The 25020-nt window shown below is 39.3% G+C and carries 24 protein-coding genes; 21 read left to right on the plus strand and 3 right to left on the minus strand.

The window, feature by feature from the left end:
• The first annotated feature begins 523 nt into the window (after nt 1–523).
• Both IEW76_RS10930 and IEW76_RS10935 read left to right on the plus strand, forming a co-directional pair.
• Nucleotides 524–706: a hypothetical protein gene (locus IEW76_RS10930; protein ID WP_188653751.1), complete on the plus strand. Its 183-nt coding sequence runs from the start codon at nt 524–526 to the stop codon at nt 704–706.
• Between the two features lie 419 nt (nt 707–1125).
• The gene (locus IEW76_RS10935) at nt 1126–2379 is read left to right on the plus strand and encodes an MFS transporter (protein ID WP_188653753.1); all 1254 of its coding nucleotides are present in this window, start codon (nt 1126–1128) and stop codon (nt 2377–2379) included.
• Between the two features lie 341 nt (nt 2380–2720).
• On the opposite strand, the gene IEW76_RS10940 is transcribed toward IEW76_RS10935, so the two are convergent.
• Nucleotides 2721–3533, minus strand: coding sequence for a DUF2268 domain-containing putative Zn-dependent protease (locus IEW76_RS10940; RefSeq protein WP_229721209.1), 813 nt, complete (start codon nt 3531–3533; stop codon nt 2721–2723).
• A gap of 173 nt (nt 3534–3706) precedes the next feature.
• On the opposite strand from IEW76_RS10940, the gene IEW76_RS10945 reads away from it, so the two are divergent.
• From IEW76_RS10945 to IEW76_RS10975, 7 genes are all read left to right on the plus strand, one after another.
• A complete protein-coding gene (locus IEW76_RS10945; protein ID WP_188653755.1) occupies nt 3707–4192 on the plus strand; it encodes a tetratricopeptide repeat protein in 486 nt (161 codons plus the stop codon).
• A 327-nt stretch (nt 4193–4519) separates the two neighbouring features.
• Nucleotides 4520–4777, plus strand: a complete 258-nt coding sequence (locus tag IEW76_RS10950; protein WP_188653756.1) for a hypothetical protein — start codon at nt 4520–4522, stop codon at nt 4775–4777.
• A gap of 85 nt (nt 4778–4862) precedes the next feature.
• Complete coding sequence (locus tag IEW76_RS10955; protein ID WP_188653758.1) at nt 4863–5300, plus strand: hypothetical protein; 438 nt, start codon at nt 4863–4865, stop codon at nt 5298–5300.
• 254 nt (nt 5301–5554) lie between these two features.
• The gene (locus tag IEW76_RS10960) at nt 5555–6595 is read left to right on the plus strand and encodes an alpha/beta fold hydrolase (RefSeq protein WP_188653760.1); all 1041 of its coding nucleotides are present in this window, start codon (nt 5555–5557) and stop codon (nt 6593–6595) included.
• 479 nt (nt 6596–7074) lie between these two features.
• On the plus strand, nt 7075–7374 hold the full coding sequence (locus tag IEW76_RS10965) for a DUF4306 domain-containing protein (protein WP_188653762.1): 300 nt from the start codon (nt 7075–7077) through the stop codon (nt 7372–7374).
• Between the two features lie 144 nt (nt 7375–7518).
• Nucleotides 7519–7656: a DUF3953 domain-containing protein gene (locus IEW76_RS20865; protein ID WP_268235063.1), complete on the plus strand. Its 138-nt coding sequence runs from the start codon at nt 7519–7521 to the stop codon at nt 7654–7656.
• Nucleotides 7657–7737: 81 nt separating this feature from the next.
• Nucleotides 7738–8826, plus strand: coding sequence for an NAD(P)-binding protein (locus tag IEW76_RS10975; RefSeq protein WP_188653766.1), 1089 nt, complete (start codon nt 7738–7740; stop codon nt 8824–8826).
• 89 nt (nt 8827–8915) lie between these two features.
• Here the strand turns inward: IEW76_RS10975 and IEW76_RS10980 are convergent, their stop codons facing one another.
• Nucleotides 8916–9593 (minus strand): FHA domain-containing protein, encoded by a 678-nt coding sequence (locus IEW76_RS10980; RefSeq protein ID WP_188653768.1) that lies wholly within the window; start codon nt 9591–9593, stop codon nt 8916–8918.
• Between the two features lie 141 nt (nt 9594–9734).
• On the opposite strand from IEW76_RS10980, the gene IEW76_RS10985 reads away from it, so the two are divergent.
• On the plus strand, nt 9735–10709 hold the full coding sequence (locus IEW76_RS10985) for a glycerophosphodiester phosphodiesterase family protein (RefSeq protein WP_188653770.1): 975 nt from the start codon (nt 9735–9737) through the stop codon (nt 10707–10709).
• A 42-nt stretch (nt 10710–10751) separates the two neighbouring features.
• Here the strand turns inward: IEW76_RS10985 and IEW76_RS10990 are convergent, their stop codons facing one another.
• Nucleotides 10752–11270: a dihydrofolate reductase family protein gene (locus IEW76_RS10990; RefSeq protein WP_188653772.1), complete on the minus strand. Its 519-nt coding sequence runs from the start codon at nt 11268–11270 to the stop codon at nt 10752–10754.
• Between the two features lie 102 nt (nt 11271–11372).
• Between IEW76_RS10990 and IEW76_RS10995 the strand changes: the two genes are divergently transcribed.
• The 11 genes from IEW76_RS10995 to IEW76_RS11040 all read left to right on the plus strand — a co-directional run bounded on the left by IEW76_RS10995 (nt 11373) and on the right by IEW76_RS11040 (nt 24902).
• The gene (locus tag IEW76_RS10995) at nt 11373–12305 is read left to right on the plus strand and encodes a helix-turn-helix transcriptional regulator (RefSeq protein ID WP_188653774.1); all 933 of its coding nucleotides are present in this window, start codon (nt 11373–11375) and stop codon (nt 12303–12305) included.
• A 73-nt stretch (nt 12306–12378) separates the two neighbouring features.
• Entirely contained in the window at nt 12379–12495 is a 117-nt protein-coding gene (locus IEW76_RS21090; protein WP_369094772.1) for an RAxF-45 family protein, read from the plus strand.
• A 164-nt stretch (nt 12496–12659) separates the two neighbouring features.
• Nucleotides 12660–14507, plus strand: a complete 1848-nt coding sequence (gene abc-f / locus IEW76_RS11000; RefSeq protein ID WP_188653776.1) for a ribosomal protection-like ABC-F family protein — start codon at nt 12660–12662, stop codon at nt 14505–14507.
• 76 nt (nt 14508–14583) lie between these two features.
• A complete protein-coding gene (locus tag IEW76_RS11005; RefSeq protein ID WP_188653778.1) occupies nt 14584–15036 on the plus strand; it encodes an ASCH domain-containing protein in 453 nt (150 codons plus the stop codon).
• Between the two features lie 43 nt (nt 15037–15079).
• Nucleotides 15080–15463: a hypothetical protein gene (locus IEW76_RS11010; RefSeq protein ID WP_188653780.1), complete on the plus strand. Its 384-nt coding sequence runs from the start codon at nt 15080–15082 to the stop codon at nt 15461–15463.
• Between the two features lie 448 nt (nt 15464–15911).
• The gene (locus tag IEW76_RS11015; RefSeq protein WP_188653782.1) at nt 15912–17369 is read left to right on the plus strand and encodes a UDP-N-acetylmuramoyl-L-alanyl-D-glutamate--2,6-diaminopimelate ligase; all 1458 of its coding nucleotides are present in this window, start codon (nt 15912–15914) and stop codon (nt 17367–17369) included.
• Nucleotides 17370–17743: 374 nt separating this feature from the next.
• The gene (locus IEW76_RS11020; RefSeq protein WP_188653784.1) at nt 17744–18136 is read left to right on the plus strand and encodes a DoxX family protein; all 393 of its coding nucleotides are present in this window, start codon (nt 17744–17746) and stop codon (nt 18134–18136) included.
• Between the two features lie 146 nt (nt 18137–18282).
• Nucleotides 18283–19425, plus strand: coding sequence for a M20 peptidase aminoacylase family protein (locus IEW76_RS11025; protein ID WP_188653786.1), 1143 nt, complete (start codon nt 18283–18285; stop codon nt 19423–19425).
• 134 nt (nt 19426–19559) lie between these two features.
• A complete protein-coding gene (locus tag IEW76_RS11030) occupies nt 19560–20696 on the plus strand; it encodes an FtsW/RodA/SpoVE family cell cycle protein (RefSeq protein ID WP_188653788.1) in 1137 nt (378 codons plus the stop codon).
• Nucleotides 20697–20741: 45 nt separating this feature from the next.
• Complete coding sequence (locus tag IEW76_RS11035) at nt 20742–22013, plus strand: S41 family peptidase (RefSeq protein ID WP_188653790.1); 1272 nt, start codon at nt 20742–20744, stop codon at nt 22011–22013.
• A gap of 747 nt (nt 22014–22760) precedes the next feature.
• Complete coding sequence (locus IEW76_RS11040) at nt 22761–24902, plus strand: type IA DNA topoisomerase (protein WP_188653793.1); 2142 nt, start codon at nt 22761–22763, stop codon at nt 24900–24902.
• Nucleotides 24903–25020: the final 118 nt, after the last annotated feature.

Consider the following 25020-nt stretch of genomic DNA (forward strand, 5'->3'; position numbering starts at 1 on the left):
GGGTGAACGGTTTAGTTTACGGGGTCAAGCCCCACGGGCAGAGACGTTCTACCCCGGCTACTGTTATAATAGATCCATATAAAAAATGATCAACCAGTAAAAACTGGTTAACCTTATATTACGAACGAGGCAGGTTTGTTAAATACCATTTAGAGGTGAAGAAAATGAATGAATTGCTTATAGTCTCAATTTTTGTGTTTATTTTGTTGACTATTAAACAACTGAGAGTTCTAAAAAACAAAGAAGTTCCACGAAGCAACCGAAGAATTGCTTCGTCATTGTATATCTTTTCGATAATAGCCCTAGTAGGTGTAAACATTTATTTTTCATGAATCTCTTATTAAAGTAAAGGGTGCGATTGTTTGTTTAATAAGAACAGCCGTTTTTTATAACGTAGCAGGAAAGTTACATCAATTCTGGATAATCGCAAGTTAGAAACGAAGTTGAGATGATAGCGTAAATGGACGTGGAAGGGAGTTTATATCAGATGAGATAAAAGATAAGTCCAATAATGGGGTGTAGTATGATACATAGAAAATTATTCTGGGTAGGGTTCTTAATGTTTGTAGTAGGTGGTCTAGCTCTAGCTATTATGGATAATGAATTAAATGTTAGTAATATCTCTTCTTATATTTTGGCGACTACAGGATTGATTCTTACGGGTGTATCTAAAATTGTAGAAAATAAATATTCGACCAAGAAATAATTATAATGAACTTCAGTCTTAAAGAATTGGGTTCTATAGGTGATCATTATAAAAATTGAAGTAGCACCTGAATTAATAGATTAATAATGATGGCAAGAAAAGAGGTGGTCTTTTGAGTTATGTTCCAATTGTTTCTCTTTCAGTGGTATTCATAATCTTAACTTTAATTGTGTTATTAATCCTTTTATTAATGAAAATGAAAGGTTGATCTATCTATTCGTTAGGTATTGAAAAGGGATTAAGGCAACCTATTTTATGTAGTTTAAGGGTGAAGAGAATCATGCAGGAGATGAAGGGATAATATGTGTAATTGCTTAATTAATTTCCTGTAGACCCCAATTGTAATAGAGAAGCTAGTTTTCCTTTTAAGAAACTTAGCTTTTTACCACATTCTTTTCAAGTCAAAAGAGGTGTTATATATGTTTTCATACTATTTGGTGAACCGCAATTTCATGAAAATGTGGTCATCAAATTTAAGTAGTATATTAGGAGGGCGATTTAAGGAGCTAGCCATTCCGCTCATTGTTTTAAGTTTAACTAAATCTCCGTTCATTACAGGTTTAGTAGCTCTTTCTCAGCAACTAGGTTCCATTCTGCTAGCAGTGCCAATGGGAACTTGGATTGAAGGTAAGAATAAGCGGACTATTGCGGTATTTTCAAAACTCTTTTCCTTTATTATTGTTTTCTTTCTGTCATTACTGCTATTTTCTAATCAAATAAATAGTCTGCTCATCGCTTCGTTATTATTCTTAGCAGGTGTGAGTGGACTTGCAAGCAGAACGGCTTTTAATGCTATGATCCCATCTGTGTCCGGTAGAGATAAACTCGTAAATGCTCATACAAGCTTGGAGGCAGCAGATGCTATTGCGACCCTCATTGGTCCCCTTGTAGGTGGAATCCTTATTGCTAGGTATGGGGCTTCTATGACTATGGCGATTTGTAGTCTATTTATTTTACTCTCGATGATCTGGATGTGGAGGGTAAAGTTTACAGAAGATGTTGGTGCCTCTCCTTCAAAAGAGAACCATGTCCGTGAGAAGATGAGGTCATTTGCGGAGAAATCTAAAGAAGGATTCAAGTACTTGGTAGATAATGAATTCCAATTTATTAGTACAGTGACGATATGTGTACTAAGTTTTTCCACCTCTTTTGTCGTGCTAACTGTAATTATTCATGGGAAGAATACCCTCAATCTTGACCCTGATTCAATAGGTTTTCTTCTAGCGTGTGCAGGAATCGGTAATATAGCAGGTGTTCTCTTGTTAAAGTGGATGAATCAGCTGAGTTGGATCCCAACATTAGCTGTTCTTCTTGCGATCTCAGGGGCGGGAACTTTGTTACTAAGCATCAGCTATAATTACTGGTTATCATGTTTCGGTATGATCTTATTTGATGGAGTTTTATCTATGGCGTTTGTTGTGCAAGCCTCTGTTCACCAAGGAATCACACCCGATGGAGCCCTTTCAAGGGTGAGAAGTTCCACTTACGTGTTAGGAGGGATTTTCGCTATGCTGGGTTCGTTCTTATCTGGAGCCATCCCCGCTTTTGCTACAACAAATGCAGCGTTAGCTGTAGGCGCGTTGGTTTTAATGATCCCTGCCATTTATATTTACTCTCTTAAGAAGAGAAGTGTTCCTATGAATCAAGTAGAGCCTATATCATTAAAAGGGTAGCGTTCAAATAGATATTTACTGTTTAAACAATGCACTTCCACTTGTATTAAAAGCGTTTGATTGATTAAGTACCGGAAATTTAGGTATAGAAGCTAATACATATGAAGATTGGATAGTTTTAGAATAATTAGTTCTGTTTTAAGGCTAACGAGTGCGATTGCTGAACAAGAGCGTCGCTTCTTCCATCATTGTTTCTCAAGAAGATTAGTTAAGTTTCCGGGGAGGAAAATTGACCCTTAGTTTAGTTTTTATATCAAATAACAGTATGATCAGAAACAAAAATAGCACCACTCAAAAAGGCTTGGAGATCATTCCAAGCCTTTTTATTATTTCATTCACGCTTAGTAAGAAACGCTAGCATCGTTCTCATATGCATCAATAATATCCAAAACATCAATAAAGTAAAGGTCATTGTAATTACCTATTGGATTGTTTTTTACATAGCTTTTGATCATCTTATGAGCAAATGAATATCCGAACATTTGAGGGATTCCTTTATTTGAATCCCCGAAGCACAATTGACTTTTAATTGTGTCGTCGGTTGTGTTAATCTCTTGCTTTGCTTTTTCCCAATACTCCGATTCTAGTTCTCTAGAAAAATCCTTTTTCCACCACCTTTTATCTTCATACAAGTTTAGACTGAAGTACTCCGCCGCCCCCTCCATTTTGTACCAGTCACCTAAAGTGAAGGTTTCTAATGTTAACTCGTATATCGGGTTGTTAGGAGATGCGTGGTGTAATTCGTGAGCAATCAAATACCTTAAGAATTGTTCGTCGGGATTAGGTGGGATCGCTATTTGAATGCTATTGGCACTATTCGTAAAGCCATTTGTCCAGATGCTTCTATCAAAGTTTTTAAACCAAGGAAAAGGTAAAGCAGGAACGATTGTTACTTTCACGTTATCTAACGTTATATGTTGTCGTACTTGCAATATGGTATCTTCAACTCTCCTTGTATCCCATTGAAAAGCCAAAGCTTCTTCTTGACTAAAATACTGAAATTGAAGCAATTTAAAACGTTGAGCAATGTACTTCCATTCTTTCATCCAGCTATTGCTATCAATTAGAGGTCTTAATTTGTATGCTAAAAATTCCTTTATTGTATCTTTATTCCACCATAGTTTTTCTGGGGTTAGCTGGTTAATTTCATTCAAGATGATCCCTCCTATTTCACTAAATCCTAACACAAGAAGAAAATAAAGATAACATAATTACAGAATTTTCAATAAATATTGGGATTTAATGTTAAAATGAGTTCAGAAGTTCTAATTGTGTAAACGAGGAAGAGACATTGGAATAAATAGATAAAGTATTGAAGGTGAGAAGATTGGAAAAAGGTTTAGCAAAGGCTATTGAATTACGGAAGAGTGGAAATCATAAAGAATCTAACACATTACTTATGGAACTGTTACAAGAGAAACCTGAAGATGCCACAATCAACTATCAATGCGCTTGGAGTTTTGATTTATTAGGAGAAGAATCAGAAGCAGTACCCTTATACGAACATGCTATTAAATTAGGGCTGTCTAAAAGTGTACTGGAAGGTGCTTTATTAGGATTAGGAAGTACATATAGAACATTAGGAGAATATGAGAGGTCAAAGAGGACATTTCAAAAGGGAATTGAATTATTTCCAAACAATAGAGCCATTCAAACCTTTTATTCGATGACTTTATATAATTTGAATGAGCACAATGAAGCGATGGAGTTGTTACTAAAGTGCTTAATAGATACAACCAGTGACGATAAAATTCTAGGTTATAAAAAAGCAATTAATTTCTATTCGAATAAACTTGATGAAATTTGGGTTTAGTTTTTAGGATGGTCTAACTTAATTAGTCGATTGAAAAAATAAATAATCGATTCAAGTTCTAACAAAACTGATTAATGAAATAAGGAGTGTTGCTAAAGTAATGGTTTGATAAGCCTAATGTCAGGAGTAGGTATTGTCTTTTTTGTATTAATATCGTTTGTGATATATACAAATATAAAAAATAAGTAGTATCAGGAAACTGATTGTAATGATTGAATAACAAATGTGTTGCTAAAAGTTGAGGTTGTTGTGCAAGAGTAGTCATTTCTTTACCTGAACAATTTAAGTAATGAATATCAGAAAACCAGAACGAAACGGAGGGGTTTTATGACAAAGGATAATTATTATCGTTTTGTAACTATCGGCCTTACCACATCTGTGTTAGGGTTTTTACTTTTATTCTTTAGTACTAACTTTGGCACATTAATGGCTGGCAAGGATGGATCGGATCCTGCTTTATTTCATAGTAGGGTAGAAAGCTATATAAATAGCTTTATAGTTTGTGGAGGGATACTTTTCGGCGTAGGGCTTGTTACTCTTATCCTAACCCATTATATAATGATGACTTTTTCGGAAAAGCAGTAAGCTATGTTTTTGATTTGTGTTTTAATAGGTGTTCCTATTGAACTAACAGCGCAGAAGAGTTGAAGAAGAGGTAGGGAGCAAGAGTATGAGAAATAAATGGCTTTTAATTATAAGTGTTGTAATAATAATCTTTTTTATCGTTAAGCAGTTTAATGATTATAGAGAAAAAGGGTTAGATGATGTACTTAGCTATGATTTATCCAACTTCGAATCTTTGTTGTTTAATAAAGGTATAGAGCGATTTGAATGGAGAACGGATCAAAAGGTACACGCAGAAGAGTTTAATGACTTCCTGAGCAACTATCGTATCAAAAGGATGGGTGACCATGAGTGGGATAGTGATGTGTCAAAAGAAGAAGGTTTTATGGTTTCAATCTATTCAAAAGGTAAACAGATACCGATAGAAGCTACCATTTATGAAAAGCGGGTTCATTTCTTTAATGAACATCAATACTATCACATTGTAAATGACCCAATTGATATCGATTGGATCAAAAATTTTATTAGGGAAAATGAACAGTAAAATGAATACTCTTCTACTGACAGCTGCGATTGCTGAACAAGGTCTCGCTCCTTTCAATAATAGAGTTGGCACTTCTGATGATCCTTATAGGTATGTATTTATTGGCTATTGTTGGGAGTTTATTGTTGTATTTTCTTTTTCACGTAACGGGTGCAAGTTAAGGAGGTTTCAGTTTTTGATATAGAACACTAGATTATACCAATTTAGTGAAAGGAAGTTTCATTTATGGAGATGAATTAGAAAGGATATTACATATGAAAAGCAGAAAAACCATATTCAAGATCGTAAAGTGGTTTGGGGGAATCTTCACTCTGGTAATTCTTGTAGCACTTTTCTTCCCTACATGGACTACCCATATAGAAGAGGAGAACAGTATTAGTACTTTAGAGCAAGTCGAAATTAATGGGACTGGACATGAAATAATGATTCGTGGGCGGGACAGAGGTAATCCTGTTCTTATCTTTGTACATGGCGGTCCAGGGTCGTCGGAAATTACGTATGCCGACAGCTATCAAAAAGATTTGGAAGATAAATTCACTGTTGTTAATTATGATCAGAGAGCGACGGGGAAGTCGTATCATTTTTTTGAAGATTATTCGAACTTAACATCTTCGTTACTAGTGAAGGACTTACTAGCATTAACCGACTATGTTTCAAATCGTCTAAATCAAGAGAAGGTCATTCTGGTTGCCCACTCTTATGGTACATATATAGCTATGCAAGCAGCGGCTAAAGCTCCAGGGAAATTTACGGCTTATGTTGGAATTGGACAAATGAGTGACCTCGTCAGAAGCGAAGTGGAAAGTTGGAATTTTGTTTTGCGTGAAGCAAAAGAAGCTGGGGACCAGAAGGTGGTTGAATCGCTTATAGATCAGAAGGTCCCAATCTATAACGGCGATCAAGTAACACCCCGAAGTTATGTAATGAAGTATGGCGGAGCAACGAGGCAAATGGAGAACCCTGATACAGGTTTGTTTAGCAAGATGTGGAGTAGTGAGTACAATTTATTGGACGTTATTCGTTATCGAAGGGGAATTTCTACTTCTCAAGAAGCACTAATTCCGGGGGTATTTGAGAGTCCACTGCCCTCGGTGATTAATAAACTAGAGATCCCGTTTTACTTTATCATGGGCGATTATGATTACCAGACTTCTTCTAAGGCTGCTAAAGAATACTTTGACACAATTGAAGCGAAAGATAAAACTTTTTTAAGGTTTGAACAGTCTGCTCATTATCCCCATATGGAGGAGAAAAGAAAGTTTCAAGAATGGATAAACAGCACGTTTGCTCAATAAAAATTCTGAGTAAACTCTATAATTAAGCATTGTGAACGATTGTACTTAAAGTAAGGGAGGCCAGGTTAAGATTTAGAAAGTCTTTAGGCTTTTCTTTAACAATAAGGTAACTCCTTTCTTGTTAAGGTGACGGCCAGTTAAACATGAAAAAATGAAGGGATGGGAGTTGTGGAACAGACATGTATTAAATGTGAATCTGTAATGGTAAAAGCTAAGGTAGACAGTCATACTATAAGGGTTTACAACTCCGCTTTTAAAGCAAATTCAAAAACTTTGAGTGAGGTTTCTCCTTGTTTTGTATGTCCTAACTGTGGCTTTATTGAACTTTATGCTTTGAACCCTGAAAGGCTGATTTAAAACAAAAAATGTTGAGGCTTAGTTATTTACGAACCGGGTAGCGATTATTGAACCAGAGCAGTGGTTTACACGTTAACAGGCAGCATCGTTTAAATAGGAGGATTTTATAGGGAGGGATTTGTGTGAGCAAATGGTGGGGGTTGTGGTGGATTTGTATACCTATTTTTATCGTGTCCTATATTTATTCGATGATCCTATCAAGTAAAATCGTTTATTTGCCACAATCAGATTGCAAGCCACAATTCATCTTTACACCTCAAGATGTGCAGTATTGTAGCGATATTTATCCGATTGATGTGTTTTTAATTGCCTTAAAGACCAACCCAATTATTTATGTCTCTATATTGACCGGACTTTATATAGCGGGTTTCTTAGTTTATGTATTACTCGTTAAAATACGGAGAAGGAAATCCTTTAGCTAGCGGGTGCGATTGGTAAAGAACAGGAATTGGTAAAAGGGGTTATCAAAGATGTTAAAGCCTTTGCAAATTATTTTCTCCATAATAGTGATCTCACTTGCAGGATATGGGTTGATAACTGAAGATTTTAGGTTTCATCCATATATGATGGTGTTTCTGGGTCTAGTGATGTTGGTGATTGGATTAAGGGATTTTCAAAGAGGTAAAAAAGGTAACGGTTGGCTAAGTATAGTTTCATGTATACTTATTTTATTGGTATCCATTCAAAGTTTCTTATTCAATTAAAGCAAGCTAGTGATTGCCTCTTCACGCTGCAAGAATAAAATAAGCCTCCTTACAAACACTATGGAAAAAGGGGGCGACTTTGTGAAAATAGCGATTATCGGGGCAGGGCTTGCTGGTCTTTCTTGTGCATTGACCTTGGAAAAACACGGGCATACTGCTGATATATTTGAACAACGGAAGGAATTAGGTTTAAAGTATGACATTGCGGAATTGATGACGCCTATTCTTCACGCACCCATTAAGGACGCTGTTAAATTCTTCTCAGAAACCTATGATATCCATTTAAAGCCGGCTAGTCATGTTCAGAAGATCTATGTTCATTCGGAAAAAGAGTCTGCTTATGTAGAAGGAAAAATAGGTTTTTCCAATATGCGCGGCAAGTATAAGGAATCCTACGAGAAGCAATTAGCTCAACAGTTAGAGCATAGTAAAATTTATTATGACAGCCATGCGAATTACGAAAACATCTCAAAAGAATATACTCATGTGGTAGTAGCCACAGGCGACCCAAGGGATACCCAACAAATCCAGCCGTATGATGTAGCATTCCCTTCAGCTTTTGCCGGTGCTATTGTTAAAGGCGATTTTGTTCGTAATGAGGTACATACATGGTTCAATAACGATTTTGCTCCAAAAGGTATGGGCTACCTGATTCCTCATTCCAATACGCAAGCCACTCTCGTGATTGTCTATCCACAATATAAAGAGGAGTGGTTACTAAAAAGAGATGAGTTCTGGGACAAAATGGTGAAAGAAGCCTCTTGTACCCTGAATCAGGAAATTATGATTGAAAAAGAATTTACAATCGACGATTACATGATAGGGAAATGCCGTTATCCAAGAATCGGTAACACGTTCTTTGTTGGGAACTGTTTCGGAGCCATCACTCCATTCTTGGGTTTTGGGCAGACGGGATCTCTTCTTACTGGAATTTATGCCGCTCAGGATATCTGTGGACTTGGGGACTATGAAACACTTTGTAAGCCGCTCTTGAAGGATTATGATGATTCTCTAGTGCTCCGAAGAGGGATTGAACGCTTAAGCAATCACCAACTCGATTTAGTGACGAAGTCTCTTCACAATTCGATGATAAGGAAAGTCGTCACCCAGCCCAACATGGGTGTTTTAAAAGGATTAAGCCACATGTTGAAGCCTTTTATATCGAAATAAAAAGGTCTATTTAACGAATGTGTGTGGAAAAAGGACAATATAAACAAAGACGCTTGAGTGTATGATTACCCAAGCGTTTTTCCAATCACTTAAGATGACAGGGATAAAACAAATCCCTTTCTCCTTACATTGCTAATCGTCAATAAGTCTTTTGTCTTCTTGCGAATTCTGTAGATCAGCGCATTAATCTCCTCATTACTTACATCAGGTATGGATTGATCCTCGTTTATCCTCTCAGGCCAGACTTCTTTTTTAATGCGAGAAAGGTCTACGAACTGATCTTCGTTCATCAGTAGGAGTTGTAAGCAGGTATACTCTTTCTCAGAGAATAATAGAGTTTGGTTATGAATGTGTAATTCCTGATTGATTCCGTTGAGAGTATAAGGGTAATCAGAGTCGGTTGAAGTTATGCTGGGCCCTAAATCAGCGGTTTGGTCCATGCTTGAGGATAGGAAAACCATTTTAATATGGTGATCAGCAATTGAGATCTGATCGGCGTCTTTTAATTTATATTCTTGGTTTGGTGTAAGGGGGACATCATTTAACGAAGTCCCATGTTTACTTCCTAAATCCATTACATAGTAGATTCCCTCTTTAATGTAAATAGCAAGATGTCTCCGAGATACATACATATTAGGCAAGGAAAGATCAGGCTTCCAATCGTGTACTTCTCTTCCTACTATGGTTTGAGTTTGGTTCAAAGGGAAAATGGTTCCTTTATCGAAAGGTAGACCATTCTCAATCATAATTGAGGCTAATGTGTTCATAACAGACTCCCGTATAAGCAATTAATATCATCATTTATCATTGAATTATCATTAATCATCCATTGATTGGTTAAGTATCATTCACTATTCTAAATGTGAGTTTACCATAGACCAACATCCATTTAGAATACGGAGGAAGAAATGAAATTGAAAAAAATTATGAAAAGTATAGGTATTCTATTATTATTACTGATCCTTTTTATCTTTTTGAATAACAGCAATTGGTTCCAGAAGAACGACCAGGCTAAGCCTAAGCTCCTTGCTCATGTTGGGATGGCTCAAACCTATCCGATGGACGGAATTACAGGAGAAACATGTACAGCTAAGCGGATTTTCGAACCAGAACATTCTTACATAGGGAATACGATTCCTTCAATGGAAGCTGCCTTTGAACATGAGGCCGATATCGTCGAGTTAGATGTTCATCCTACTACCGATGGTGAGTTTGCTGTATTTCATGATTGGACACTTGAATGTAGAACAGATGGGGCAGGGGTCACAAGAGAACACACTATGGAAGAATTAAAGAATTTAGATATAGGATACGGGTATACGGCAGATGGGGGAGAAACCTACCCATTTCGTGGTAAAGGAGTAGGGTTAATGCCTACACTTAAGGAAGTTTTGACCCATTTCCGAAATAAACCATTCCTGATTAACATTAAGAGCAATGATCCAGAAGAAGGAAAGAAGCTAGCAGACTATTTATCGAACATACCCGGTATTAACATGGAGCAACTGTCAGCTTATGGCGGGAATAAGCCAATACAGGTCCTACAAGAAGAGCTTCCGAATTTACGGGTTATGTCTATGGAAACATTGAAAAGCTGTTTAAAGTCATATATGGGAATGGGGTGGACGGGATATGTTCCTTCATCTTGTAAAGATACTCAAGTCCACATCCCTGAAAACGTAGCTCCGTGGCTGTGGGGATTCCCTAATAAATTTCAAGATCGCATGGAAGCTGTAAATACAAGAGTGGTTCTTGTAGCCGGGGAGGGTAAATGGTCAGAAGGATTCGATGATAAAGGAGATGTTAAACGAATTCCTGAAGGCTATGATGGATATGTGTGGACTAACCGTGTTGATGTTTTAGCTCCGTTGATTAAAGAATGAATTTGTAAAGCGCAGTGAACAACCTACACTGCGCTTTTACTATTACTTATGATAGGTTAACTCAACTACATCCCCGTGTTGTTTCACTTCTTTCAATGAAAGTTTCTTTTCCTCTAATGGCTTCTCGAAAAGTGGAACCCCATCACCAAGGATTATGGGCATCGTAAAGATCTTAAATTCATCAATGAGATCTCGAGCTATAAAATCTTTTAAGAGGGAAGCACCTCCCACAATCCAGATATCCTTACCACTTTGTTTCTTTACTCTTTCTATGAATGCTTCAGGAGCTTCTTTGGTAAATTGAACATGCTTATTCTCCCCAGTTAGTGTGGAGGAGAAGACATAATTGGTCTTGTCCGCATAGGGGAATTCATCTGCTAGTTGTAAAACATGCTCATATGTTTTTCTTCCCATTAAGATTGTATCAATTGTTTCCATAAATTCGTAATAGCCGAAATCACTTCCCCCTTCAAATTGATGCAACCAATCCACACCCCCATTTTGATCAGCAATGTATCCGTCAAAACTTGTAGCAATGTATAATATGACGTTTCGTGACATTGATTTTTCATCCTTTCTCATGTAAAGTCTACTCTCTTACAAGACATACTATAGCAAGAAACGGTGACAGGTTTTGTCCTATTTTAGAAAAGGAGTGGCAACATGTCTAAATCCTCTCGTTTATTCGAGATTATGATGTATATCAATAAGAAGAGAGCATTTACTGTACAAGAGGTGTCCAATGAATTTGGTCTTTCTACCCGTACTGTACGTCGGTATCTCGATGACTTAAGTGTGATGGGGCTTCCCCTTTATTCTGAGCAAGGGAGAGGAGGAGGGTACCGAGTCTTACAAAACAATTGGGCATTTCCGGTTCTTTTTACGAAAGATGAATCCCTTTCCCTATTCTTCGCCTTTCAGTCTTTAGTTCATATGAATGATCTCCCATTCCAAGCGGAGGTTAAGACTTCCTTACATAAGCTTTATCATCAGTTAAATCCTGAAGCGAAGAAGAAAGTTGATGCAATCGAGAATCATGTCCGTTTTTATTCACCGGCCCGTAATGTAAGAAGCCCATTCCTCCAAGATCTTCTCGAGTTCAGCTTGAAGAAGGAGCGTATTCAGGTAACGTATGGTTCAAAAGATAGGGATAAAACATACGTCGTATTTCCAATGGGGATCTTCGCGCAAGATGGTCTGTGGTATGTGCCTGTTTACGCTTATGAAAAAGAAAAAATTATTCTACTCCGTGCAGACCGGATTCTAAAGCTAGAATCAGCAGGAAAAGATGAAGAAATAGACATGAATCTAAATGATTTCTTTGCTTACACTCCCACGCATAATATGACTAAGTTGTGCGCTTTTTTAACCAATGAAGGAGCCAGACAATGCAGCGGTCATCCTTTATTTCAGGATAACCTTAAAAGAGTTGATGAAGGAACGTGGATTCTAGAAATGGAAGGTGATGAGCAGGAGTTGATCTACTCTGCACCCTTCTTCTATCGTTTAGGGAAGGATGCAAAAGTAAAAGAGCCTCACTCATTAATCGAACGAATTACTTCCCATGCAAGAGAACTATTAAATCACTATGAGTAAAAATTAGAATTGATTGAAAATTTCGAGTGTGCTAAGATAAGCATAACGAATTAGCTAGGAGGTGAATGAAGAGATGGTACACGCTGCGAAGAGCACGATTGATAGTCAATTATTATATATTCATCGTGCGCAAACTCATGATTTTGTTGCAGACGGGACACGTATGTCCTTTTTTAGCAACTTAATATGAGCACAGCGTGTGGGAATCCCTTCATTCAACCTATAGATCGGACCTAGAAACCACACGACAAGTGTGGTTTCTTTTTGTATATACGGAGTACGGGCGTGACCCTTGAGAAACCATTCTCAAGGGCTTTTTGCGTTTAACATTAACCAGAATCGGAGGAAAACAATATGTTAGTGACGATGAAAGATATAAAGAAAATCGTAAGCGGAGATTTATTATTTGAAGAGATCAACTTTGAGATCCATGAAGGGGATAAAGTAGGCCTGGTGGGTCGGAACGGAACGGGAAAGTCTACGCTCTTTAAACTGATTTCAGGATTAGAGCAAGCAGATGAGGGAGAGCGTTTTGTGAGGAAACAGGCAACCATCGGCTATCTGGAACAGTTGCCTGACTTTAATAATGGAAGCGTTCAGGAATATTTGAAAGAAAGCTTTACGGAAGTTCTTGCTTTAGAGAGAAGAATGATCGAACTGGAGACGTTGATGCAGCAGCCTGAACAATTAGAAAAAGCCATGGAGGAATACGGCACTCTTCAAGATCAATATGCTCGCTTAGGAGGATATGAGCTTCAAGCAACGATTGAGAAAGTAGCGCATGGGCTCGGGGTTGAAGGATTATTGGATGCTTCTTTTGAACATTTAAGTGGCGGTGAGCAGACAAAGGTAGGGTTAGCGCGTCTCTTATTACAAGAACCGGATGTGCTTCTTCTGGATGAGCCAACAAACCATCTTGATCTCGAAGCCATCGAGTGGCTGGAAGGATTTATTCAAGGTTACACAGGAGCGGTATGGATCATTTCACACGATAGAACCTTTTTAGATCATACCGTGACGAGGATTATGGATTTAGAACAAGGAGAGCTGCTTCAGTATGAAGGGAACTTCTCATCATTTGTAAATCAGAAAGAAGAGTTCCTGCTAGCGGAGTTTAAAGCCTATCAGGAGCAGCAGAAGAAGATTAAGAAAATGAAAGAAGCTATTAAGCGATTGCGGCAGTGGGCGAATGAAGCCAACCCACCAAGTGAGAAGCTGTTCAGAAAAGCCAAAAGCATGGAGAAGGCCCTTGAGAAGATGGAGAAGAAAGAGAAGCCTTTACTTGATGCGAAGAAGATGGGATTAAGCCTTGAAGCCAATGAACGGAGCGGGAATGATGTACTCATTGCTGAAGAGGTATGGAAGCGGTATGGAAACCGGAATGTGTTAGCAGGAGCTAGCCTTCATCTCCGTTTTCAGGACCGTCTTGCCATTGTTGGACGAAACGGAAGCGGCAAAACGACGCTTCTTCGGTTACTGATGGAACAAGAGACGCCAGAAGAGGGCTGTATCAAATCTGGGGCTGGGGTTCGCCTTGGTTACCTCCCTCAACATCCTTTGAAGGAAGTAGATGGGAACTTACGTATGATTGACTACTTCAGGGAACAAATCTCTGTGACAGAAGGGCAAGCCCGTCATATCTTAGCAGGATTTATGTTCTTTGGATATGCTGTTTTCCGAAAGATCGGTCAGCTAAGCGGAGGAGAGCAAATGCGTGTGAAGCTCGCCATCTTTATGCATCAGGGAGTCAACCTGCTTGTATTAGATGAGCCGACTAACCACTTGGATATTGAATCTCAGGAAGTATTAGAAGAAGCCCTTCAGCATTTTAATGGAACGGTTCTTGCTGTATCCCATGATCGTTACTTCCTTAACCGATGCTTTAGCGAATGTGCATTTTTAGAGGACGGAAAGCTGTACCGATACAACCGGCCATTTGATGAGGCTCGTGTGAAGCATGAGGAGAATAAGGGAGTGAAAGAGCCTGAGAAGGAACATAGGAAGCAAATGAAAGTTCAGGAGAAGCAGCCGGAAATGCCTGATTATGAAGGGATGATTGAAACGTTAGAAATAGAGCTTACCTCCTTAACAGAAAAGATGAATACTGAAAAGGACTTGGAAGTACTAATGGAACTTCAGCAAGAAAAACAGGTCCTTGAAAAGAAAATAGAAGAGAAATATGCGGAATGGTTGGGGGGCTGAGTCTTTCCGAAAGGTCTGCAATATAAGGTTAGCTTGAATCAATCGAGCAAAACAATATAGGAAGAGGTAGAACAAAATGAGTCATAATTCAATTCAACAAATGTGGGATAACTTTAAGAAGGAAAACCCACAAGCACCGGAGGACTATGAGGCATGGGCGTTTGGTGATTCAAAGGAGATGGCAGATGAACTGGCTGCATTGGTCTTAGATGGAACCAAAACAGCCACAGCTTCGAATTATTTAGCGTATGAAGAAACAGAACCATTACCATATGCTGGTCTTCACAATATTATTCTTGATGGAGAAGGTAGAGCAGTAGCGATTGCTGAAACGACTTCCGTTGAAGTTGTCCTTTTTAATGAAGTGACCGAGGAGCATGCTTATTTAGAAGGGGAAGGGGACCGGACGTTGAAGTTCTGGCGTGAGGAACATGAGTCTTTTTTCAAAAAGGAGTTAGAGGAAGTAAATCAAGAGTTTGATCATATGATACCCGTAGTATGTGAGAGGCTTAAATTGTTATATAGCTAAATGAAGATCATACGATAAAACATTCAAGAGCGGAGATAAGAATATGAATGAAGTTACATTGGTTGCTGCAGAGAACACTAAACTTTGTGTCAAATATCTATACAAAGTAGACGGTTATCATACCATGAGGTTTATAGTTGAATCTCAAGGGTTTAAAGGAGCATCGAATTTCTGTATATCAAATGTTGATTTAATAGAAGTTCTAACAAAAACAGAGTCGGTTCTAAAAGAGTTAAGAGGAAGCGTTGAAATTAGTGATCAAGATTCTGATGCTCATATCATGATGACTATGACAAGATTTGGGCACCTGATTGTGAATGGGCAAATCGGTGGTTCGTGTGATGATCACTCTTTAAAGTTTACTTTTGATAGTGACCAGACAGTATTAGATAAGTTGAGATCCTTTTTGAAAGAGAACGTTGAGTGAGTGAATTTTTCCTCCGAGCACACAATGGCGTATTCCATGTGTGCTCGTTTTTCTTTTTTATGGTTACTAATTCTTGAGGATTCAACATCCCCCGCGGGACAATGAACCTGTCCCTATGTCCCGTAGTATATTCCAAATTATGATGTATATTATAAGAAAGAGTGTGATAGAAGGTTGTTTCTTGCAACTGTTCCATTTATGGGGGAGAGGATTATGTGTATTAGAAAAAGGGACAGTGTATTTTCCTATCGTGGCTATTATTCTGATCTCATTTTGCTAATGTTTGTTTAAAGTAGTATCTTAAGAGGGAATTGTGTAAGTTAGGCTCCTATGCAGATAACCATAGGGGGGCATTCAGGACATTTTACTCTTTTTTAGAGTTTTTCGATGTTTTGGTAAAAATGAAGTAGAAGAATTTTTTAAGAAGGTTTATAAAAGGAGAGCGCACATGGAACTTCACGAATTAGACAACATCCTAAAAACTGTGGGATCTGAAAGTAATAGTGTACGTCCCAAAACATTAATAAAAGGAATTTCCTGTAACTCACAAGATATTCAGGAAGGTTTTCTGTTTATTGCCATCAAAGGATACCAGCAAGATGGTCATCGTTTTATTAGTAAGGCAATCGAAAATGGGGCATGTGGAGTTATAGGTGAAAAGAAGATCACCGATTTATCCGTTCCTTATTTTCAAGTAGATAACAGTCGAAATGCTTTAAGCATAATAAGTAATCATTTTTATAACTTTCCTACGAATGGAAAAATTATGATCGGCGTCACAGGTACAAACGGAAAGACTAGTACAAGCTATCTTTTAAGACAAGTATTAGAAGGTAATGGTTTTTCTTGTGCGCTTTTTGGTAGCAATAAAAACATCATTAATGGTAAGAGTTATCCAACGGTTAATACCACTCCAAACTTATTAGAAATAAACAGACTTTTAGCCCGAAGTAAAGATGACGTGGTGGTAATCGAAGTGTCGTCTCATGCTTTAACACAGTATAGAGTTGAAGGAATTTGTTTCGATTATGCCTTGTTTACCAATCTTTCTCAAGATCATTTGGATTATCATGGTTCTATGGAAGAATACTTCCTGGCCAAGAAGAAACTTTTTGAGATGTTGAAAGACGAAGGAAAAGCGATCATTAACACGGATGACTTGTGGGGTGAGCAATTAGCAAGGCAGCTTGAGGATGAAAATATTCCAACGCTAGCCATTGGGGAGAATGAAAAAAACGATGTGAAACTGGCAAGCTATACAACTAACCCGCCGAGCTTACTGTTAAAGGAAAATAATGAAAATATCTCAATCAGGCCTTCTTTATACGGGTTACATAACATGTATAACATAGCTATGGCATATGGAACTGCAAAACAAATCGGAGTAGATACGAAAGGTGCTATTTCCGCGATTCAGCACTTTCAGGGAATTGAGGGGAGGTTTGCTCTTACTGAATTAAGTAATGGGGCTACGCTTGTTGTAGATTATGCCCATACCCCTCATGCCCTGATAAATTGCTTGAATACTGTAAGAGAAAACAGTGAGGGCAAGCTTATCCATATCTTTGGATTTAGAGGAGATAGGGACCCGGGTAAGAGAAGAGGTATGGTATCGATCTCATCTGAAATGAGCGATCGATATATTCTTACCTTCGATGACCTGAATTCCGTTTCTCCGGATGAAATGAAAAATACATTAATCAGCTATCAAGAAAGGTATGGGAATGATAAGGGAGTTGTGATCACTGATCGTACATTGGCAATTGAGGAAGCTGTAAAAATGGCTGAAATGGGGGATTGGATTGTAATCACAGGTAAAGGTCATGAGAAGTACCAGCAACATCACCATTATCCCGTTACCAATGATGAAGAGGCAGCCATTTATCTTACTAAAGCAAAGGATTAGTACGAATGAAAACAGTTCGGGGAATTGAATACCGCGAACTGTTTTTTTAATAAAAAGTAAATATTTTTTAACCAGTGAGAATATCTTGAAAGAAATTGCTTCATCGTTAGCCACCTCTACGATCTTCGCTGTACTTTCCTTTACGAATCATTTTTTCTAACAGATTCACTAAAAAACCATTTCCTAATTCCATAATTCTACATAATTTTCATAGTTCCTTTTGAATTAGTCATGTTGAGTCTATTCCTCATGCTTATCCCATACAATTTAATTAGAATTCATATCCTGCAATATACGTTTAATTTTCATAACGGAAAGTGATCAAAGAATGTAAGACAAACGATAGCTAGGCAAGGATAAGTGAGGTGCTTTGTATGGATAAGAAAATAGGATGGGGTCTCTTCGTCGGAAGAGTAATCCTTGGTGTGATTATGATGGCTCATGGATTTCAAAAGCTTGGTCATATGGAGAATACGGTTCAGGTGTTTAGTAAATTAGGTCAGCCAGAATGGTTAGCTTATGTTACAGCAGTTATTGAAGCAGTAGGTGGGCTCTCTCTATTAGTTGGACTCTTTGTAGTGCCATCTGCGATCTTACTCGGACTCACGATGGTTGGAGCGATTGTACTTGTTAAGCTTCCTGCGGGATTGATCGGAGGGTTTGAATTTCCTCTTGCATTACTTGGGTTGTCCATTATATTGGCGGTAACGGGGAGTGATAAACTGTCTGTTTCACACCTGATCAATAATAAAAGTGGCCTGAAATAAGAATTGGAAATAAGAATTTATGAAGGTTCATATTTTTGAAGTCGCGCTGAATTGTTTTACTTTTCATATTTTACAGACATCTTGTTGTCCTTTATACTACTGTTCAAGTTCTATAATCAATTGAGCACAACGAGAGGGGATGCAGCATGTTACAGCAAATCGACGATAAAATTAGACAAGCCTATAATTACTTACATGAGAATGGAGAAATAAGCTGGCAGGAATATAAGACGACCAACTATATCGAGGAGATTCTTCAGAGCTACGGGTGTGAAACAGAAACCTTTGACGCCTGTCCTGGTGTCGTAGGGAAGTATGGAAATTTTGACGGAACCGTACCTGTTGTAGCCTTAAGAGCAGATATTGATGCGCTTTGGCAGGAAGTAAACGGGACACAATGTGCAAATCACTCCTGCGGTCATGATTCTCATATGGCCATGGTGCTTGGAGTTTTATATCTTATACATAGTCTTGAAGATTTGAAAGATCAAGTAGCGGTCAAATTCATCTTTCAACCCGCTGAAGAGAAAGCTGCCGGTGCGCTCAAAATGGTCGAGCTTGGTGTGGTCGAAGATGTTGATTATTTATTTGGGGTGCATTTGAGGCCTCAAGCAGAAGTGGACGATGGCTATGCGACACCAATGATTGGTCACGGTGCCACGAAGCTGATGGAAATTGAGATCGATGGAGAGGATGCTCACGGGGCAAGGCCTCATCTGACTCATAATGCAGTGAATGTAGGTACGCAACTGGTGAACGCAATCAATCAGATTCGTATGAACCCAGGCGTCCCTCATTCTGCAAAAGTAACGAAATTCCATGCTGGCGGTCCGAATACAAACATCATTCCTGGTAAGGCTTCTCTTTCACTCGATCTAAGAGCGCAAACGAATCCCGTTATGGCTGAATTAGAAGAGCAAGTAGAGCATATCTTTAAGTCGATTGAATTTCAGTATGGTACGACCATTAAAGTTGGCGCAATCAATCAAATTGCAGCCGCCATGACGAATGAAGAGGCGATTGAAGTGATGAGAGGGGCAGTCGTATCAGAGTTAGGCGCTGACTATACGTTGGAACCGACCGTAACTCCCGGAGGGGACGATTTCCACTTCTATACCATTAAGAAGCCTGAACTAAAAGCGACCATGCTTGGGCTAGGGTGCGACCTGAACCCTGGTTTGCATCACCCGTATATGACATTCAATCAAGACCGAATGATTGATGGGACGAGGATCCTAACGCGTGCTGTGTTAAATGTATATGGATTCAATAAAGAGTTCTCTAACTAAGTTTAAAAGGATCTGCTCTTCTGAGTTGAAGGGCAGATCCTTTTTCTAGTTTCTCTCATTTTTCGCTTGTGGTAAAAATAACCATCGTGTAGAGTGTAAGTCAGATAGATTTTACATATTGGTGGCGGTTTAACGTGAACGAAGAAACACAGAATTATTTTGATGGCTATTTATTGCTGGCCATCCTTTCATTAATGGCAATAAGCTGTATCACACTACTCCAAACAGGGCTCGGGAGTTCATTCTTTATGAAGCAGCTTGTTTGGTTTGGATTGAGTTTAGTCGTTGTCGGGGTGATTTGCCTCGGGGACTTCTATCAAATTCGTAAAGTTACTCCTTATTTCTACGGTTTTGGTATTCTTTTACTAATAGGTGTCATTGTGGCACCAGAGTCGATTGCTCCTATGCGTAACGGAGCAAAGTCATGGTTTGTCATTCAAGAAAAGATCTCTATTCAACCATCAGAGTTTATGAAAGTGTTCCTCATTCTCATGCTTGCAGCTACGATCGCTAAACATGCTGAGAAACGCGCCGTTGGACTTGTCCCTGGTGATTTATTTCTGCTTCTGAAGCTAGGCCTTGTAGCAGCATTGCCGGTTGGATTAACGTTATTGCAAAATGACTTCGGGACTTCGCTTGTTATGCTTGTCATAGCAGCTAGCCTCGTCTTTGTCTCAGGGATCAGCTGGAAAATCATTATGCCGATCGTATCCACTGCAGTGTTTGCAGTAGCAGGGCTTGTAGGCGTCTTCTTTTACAAAGCAGAACTTCTATTACTTGTTCTCGATGAATATCAATTGAACCGGATCTATTCTTGGCTCGACCCAGCAGGCAATGCGCAGGATATTGGTTATCAGCTCCAGCAATCCCTTCTTACGGTTGGCGCTGGAATGCTGTTTGGGAATGAAGAAGGGGTGCCCGTGCCTGAGGTGGAAACAGACTTCATCTTCTCCCTCGTTGCAGGAAGATATGGGTATATCGGCGGAAGTATCCTCGTTATGCTATATTTTGTGATCATCTTCCGTATGGTGAAAATTTCAATCTACAATGCAGATCACCTTTTCGAATCCCTGATTTGTGTCGGCGTTATCGGCTGGCTCTCCTTTCACGTATTTCAAAACGTCGGCATGGTTATAGGACTTCTACCAATTACAGGGATTCCATTACCATTACTAAGTTATGGAGGAAGTTCTGTTCTAGCTATGATGATTGGTCTTGGGCTTGTGCTGAATGTGTCGCTTAAGACGAAGAAGTTTATGTTTTCAGATTAATAAGGGCATGGCAGCCTTATTAAAAAATGAAAAAGGGGGGATTGGATGGACTATTTACGTATTTTCGACGAAATTGTAGAGATTGCCCACCACGATTATGCTGGGTGGAAGGATAAACGGGGGTGGGATAATCCAGAGCCATTTAGAAAGGTGTTAAAAGAATCAAACCTGACGCCAGAGGAATTTGGGGAACTTGTTCAAGATTACTTACTAGCTTTCAACGATCACCACTTCTTTTTTGTAGTTAAAGGAGTGAACTCCTGGGACCGAGGCTTTCGGGTTAGGCGGTATGAAGATCGCTTATATGTGACGGAACTGAAAGGGGAAAATCGTCTTTCAAAAGGACAAGCCATTATCTCTGTGAACCAGATTCCGATTCCAGAACTCGTCCAATCTCATTCATTGGAACTTCGTGAAAAGGGGGAAGAACGAGAATTATGGAAAGGTGTATTAGAGAAGTACCAAACGATAGAAGTAGAAGACGAGTATGGAACGATACACAGTGTGGAGATGAAGCGCCATAAAAAGGAAGCATATACGCCTGTTCATTCCTTACAAGTGCTAAATGAAGATACTCTCCTCATGAAACTAACTGACTTTGTTACCCCAGAGCCCATTACTGCTTTAATAAGTGAGAATAAAGAACGCTTGGATACATACCCGAATTTAATAATAGATCTTCGAGACAACATAGGTGGTAATGACTCGGCCTTTTATGGGTTGGCGCCTTATTTATTCCCTGAAGGACGTACCATTATTGAGCCTTATGAAGATAATTTCATGTTGTATAACTGTACCGAGGCGAATGCGGGGCGATTATTCAAAGACTTTGAATCTTATCGCAAGGAAACGGAAGACCCTCAAACGCTTGAAATCTTGTCTTTAATTGAAAGTGAGTGGAGAAAGCATCAAGGGGGAGGGCTAGTTCGCTTTGACCTTTCAGAACTAGAAGAAAAGCTTGTAGTAGAAGGATACGAGTATCCAAGGCGAGTCGTTCTGTTAACCGATATTTCGACGATTAGTTCAGCTGAATCCATTGTAGAAGTATCGAAGCATTCGAAGATTGTCACCACAATAGGGAGAAGTACTCTTGGAGTGAATGACTATGCCAATCTAATTGAGGCTTCGTGGGGAGACCAGTTTCAACTTATGATCCCTACTACAAAACTCTTAAGAGTAGATGAAGGAAAAGGAATGAATGGGGTAGGAATTAAACCTGATCTTCATATTCCATGGACGCCGGAGCATATCAAGAGGGATGTGGATGTTGAAGAGGCGTTGGCTTATTTGGGAGAAGAAAAGGATGAAGTTAAATAATAGGGAGATTTGCTAAATTATATTCTTAGTGGTGAGGTAAAGGTGTATCTACTAAAGCACTAAAATGATTTGAAAAGCTCCGCTTTGAACAATGACACTATATATGAATGAATGTCTAGAGCTTATCTATCACTACTTAGGGGATAGACTTTAAGCTTATACAAATTAATATGGATGTAACCTTTATGTCTGTTAAGTATAAGTGGGGAAGGACACCTAGCTTGCTACGGCCACTAGCTTAAGAGCAGTAAATTACATATCTGGCGTGTTTCCGTTCCTCTATATATTGAAAAGGTGGTTCGGGAAATTGCGAGACTCCTGCGGCAGTGAGAGCCTCGGGGAGACCCCGGAAAGCGCGAAGCGATTGAGGAGGCTCCCTAGCTCGCCGCGGAAAGCGAGTGATTTCCCGAACCACCTTACCCTCTACAAAAGCAAACGGAAACATTCTTTACTCAACACTTTTCTTAAACAATTCTTCCTAATCATGGTAAAATACTGGTGGAGGTGACGATTCGTTGAGCCGTAAGAAAAGGAAAGAACACAGGGATTCTCCTCTTTTGTATCTCGATGTCTTCTTTGAGGTACTCTTATATCTTCCCCGATTAATCGGGAAGATGGTAAAATGGATCGTGGAAGCAATCTAAACGTTGCTTCCTTCTTCTCTTTATTCCCCAACTTTCTATCCTTCCCCTTGCCTTCTCTATCATCTCATAGTACAGTTGTGTTTCGTTGAAAGGAGTGGAGACCATGACGCGAGTGGTCATCTTAGCCGAGAAACCATCTCAAGCGAAAGCCTACGCTGACGCATTTCAAATTAAAGAAAAAACGAAAACATATATCGAACTAAAACCAGACAGCACTTTTCCAGAAGGTGCTACGATTACATGGGGAATCGGTCACCTCGTTGAATTGAAAGAACCTCATGATTATAAGCCTGAATGGAAGAAGTGGAAGCTCGATCAATTGCCCATCGTCCCGGATCAATTTTATGAGAAAGTCTCAAGCGGGAAGTGGGAGCAGTTTAAGGTTGTAAAGTCACTATTCCAGAAAGCGGACGTTATCATAAACGGAGCCGACGTCGACCGTGAGGGTTCTAATATTTTCTACAGTATCCTTCGCCTGACTGGTGTAAAGGGGAAACCGGTTAAGCGGCTATGGATCAATTCTTTAGAGAAAGACGAAGTACGTAAAGGGTTCAATCAGCTTCAAACGAATGAAAAGGACCTGCTTCTCTTTGATGAAGCAAAAGCCCGTCAGATTAGCGACTGGATGGTGGGGATCAATGCAAGTCGCCTGTTTACCGTTTTACTTCAAAAGAAGGGCTTTTCAGGTTATCTTTCAATTGGACGAGTACAGTCTCCTACCGTGTATTTAATCTATCAAAGGCAAAAAGAGATTGAGAACTTTGTCTCTGAACCTTTCTACCAAATTGAAGGACTCTTCCAAGCGGAGAAGGGGAGCTATAAAGGCTTAGCCAAGATTAAAGAGAAAGACAAAGCTAAAGTCCAAGCGCTTATGGATCAACACGGTCTGAAAGAGAGGGAAGACATTCACGGAACCGTTCAAAGCGTTGATAAGAAGACGAAGCACCAGAAATCTCCGAAGCTTCACTCTCTGTCGACGTTACAAAGTGTCGCCAACAAGCGCTGGAAGTATAGCCCGTCACAGGTGCTTAAAACGATGCAAAAGCTGTATGAGAAGCGTCTCGTTACCTATCCGCGTACAGACTGCAATTACATCACAGATAACGAATTTTCATACTTGGTGAAGAATCTAGGACGTTATCAGGAAGCGATGAACGTATCGTTCACCCCTGCCTCAACAAGACCAAGCAAACGCTACGTCGACAGCAGCAAAGTTCAGGAGCACTATGCCATCATCCCGACTAAAACAGTCCCAACCCAAAACAAAATCAATGGACTAAGCAGAGAAGAGAAGAACATCTACAGTGAAATTATGCTCAATACACTTGCCATGTTCCATGAAGACTATGTGTATGAAGAAACGACGATCATGACGGATGTAAAAGGTCTAGCGTTCAAATCAACCGGCCGAACGGAAGTGAAGCGGGGATGGAAGGAACTCTTTCCAAAGCCCGCTAAATCAAATCAAGACAAAGATGCTTTATTACCAGAAGTGAAAAACGGGGAAGAAGTAGGTGCACGTGTTCATATTAAAGAAAGCATGACGCAACCACCAAAGCCTTATACAGAAGGTCAATTGATTAATATGATGAAAACGTGCGGGAAGCTTATTGAAAACGAGGAAGACGTCGAGATTCTGAAGGAAGTCGAAGGCCTCGGTACAGAAGCAACTCGTTCTGGCATCATTGAAACGATTAAAGCTCAGAAGTATATCGAAGTGAAGAAGAACGTTGTATACGTGACCGAGAAGGGGATTACCCTGTGTGAAGCCATTGAAGGAACGCTTCTGTCTAGTCCTGCCATGACCGCTAAATGGGAATCTTACCTAAAGAAAATCGGTAACGGCCAAGGATCCAAACAAACGTTTATTAAACAAACGAATCAGTTCATTCATAAGCTAATAGAAGAAACTCCTGCCTCTATCGAAAAAGTACAAGTGCGTGACACGGGCGAAGGGAACAAAAAGAAATACAACACCCCAATTGCCAAGTGCCCAGCTTGTCCAACAGGATCCATTGTGGATCGGTATAAGTTTTATGGGTGTTCTGCCTATAAGGAAGGGTGTAAAGTATCCTTCCCGAAAAAGCTAGCAGGAAAGACGTTGACACAAAATATGATTAAAACACTTTGTGAGAAGAAGCAGACGAAGGTGTTGAAAGGGTTTAAGGGGAAGAAGCCTTTTAGTACAGCCCTGAAGTTGGATCAAGAGTATAAGATTAAGTTTGATTTTGAGAAGAAGGCTTAACTACTTGCAGCTACTTTTGGAGGTAGCGGCGAATTATGTTTTTAATGATAAATGCAATGTTTATATGAATAAAAAATAAGCCGTCCAATTTTTACGAATAATTGGACGGCTGTTTCGT

The organism is Pontibacillus salipaludis (assembly GCF_014642405.1).
Taxonomy (GTDB): Bacteria; Bacillota; Bacilli; order Bacillales; family BH030062; genus Pontibacillus; species Pontibacillus salipaludis.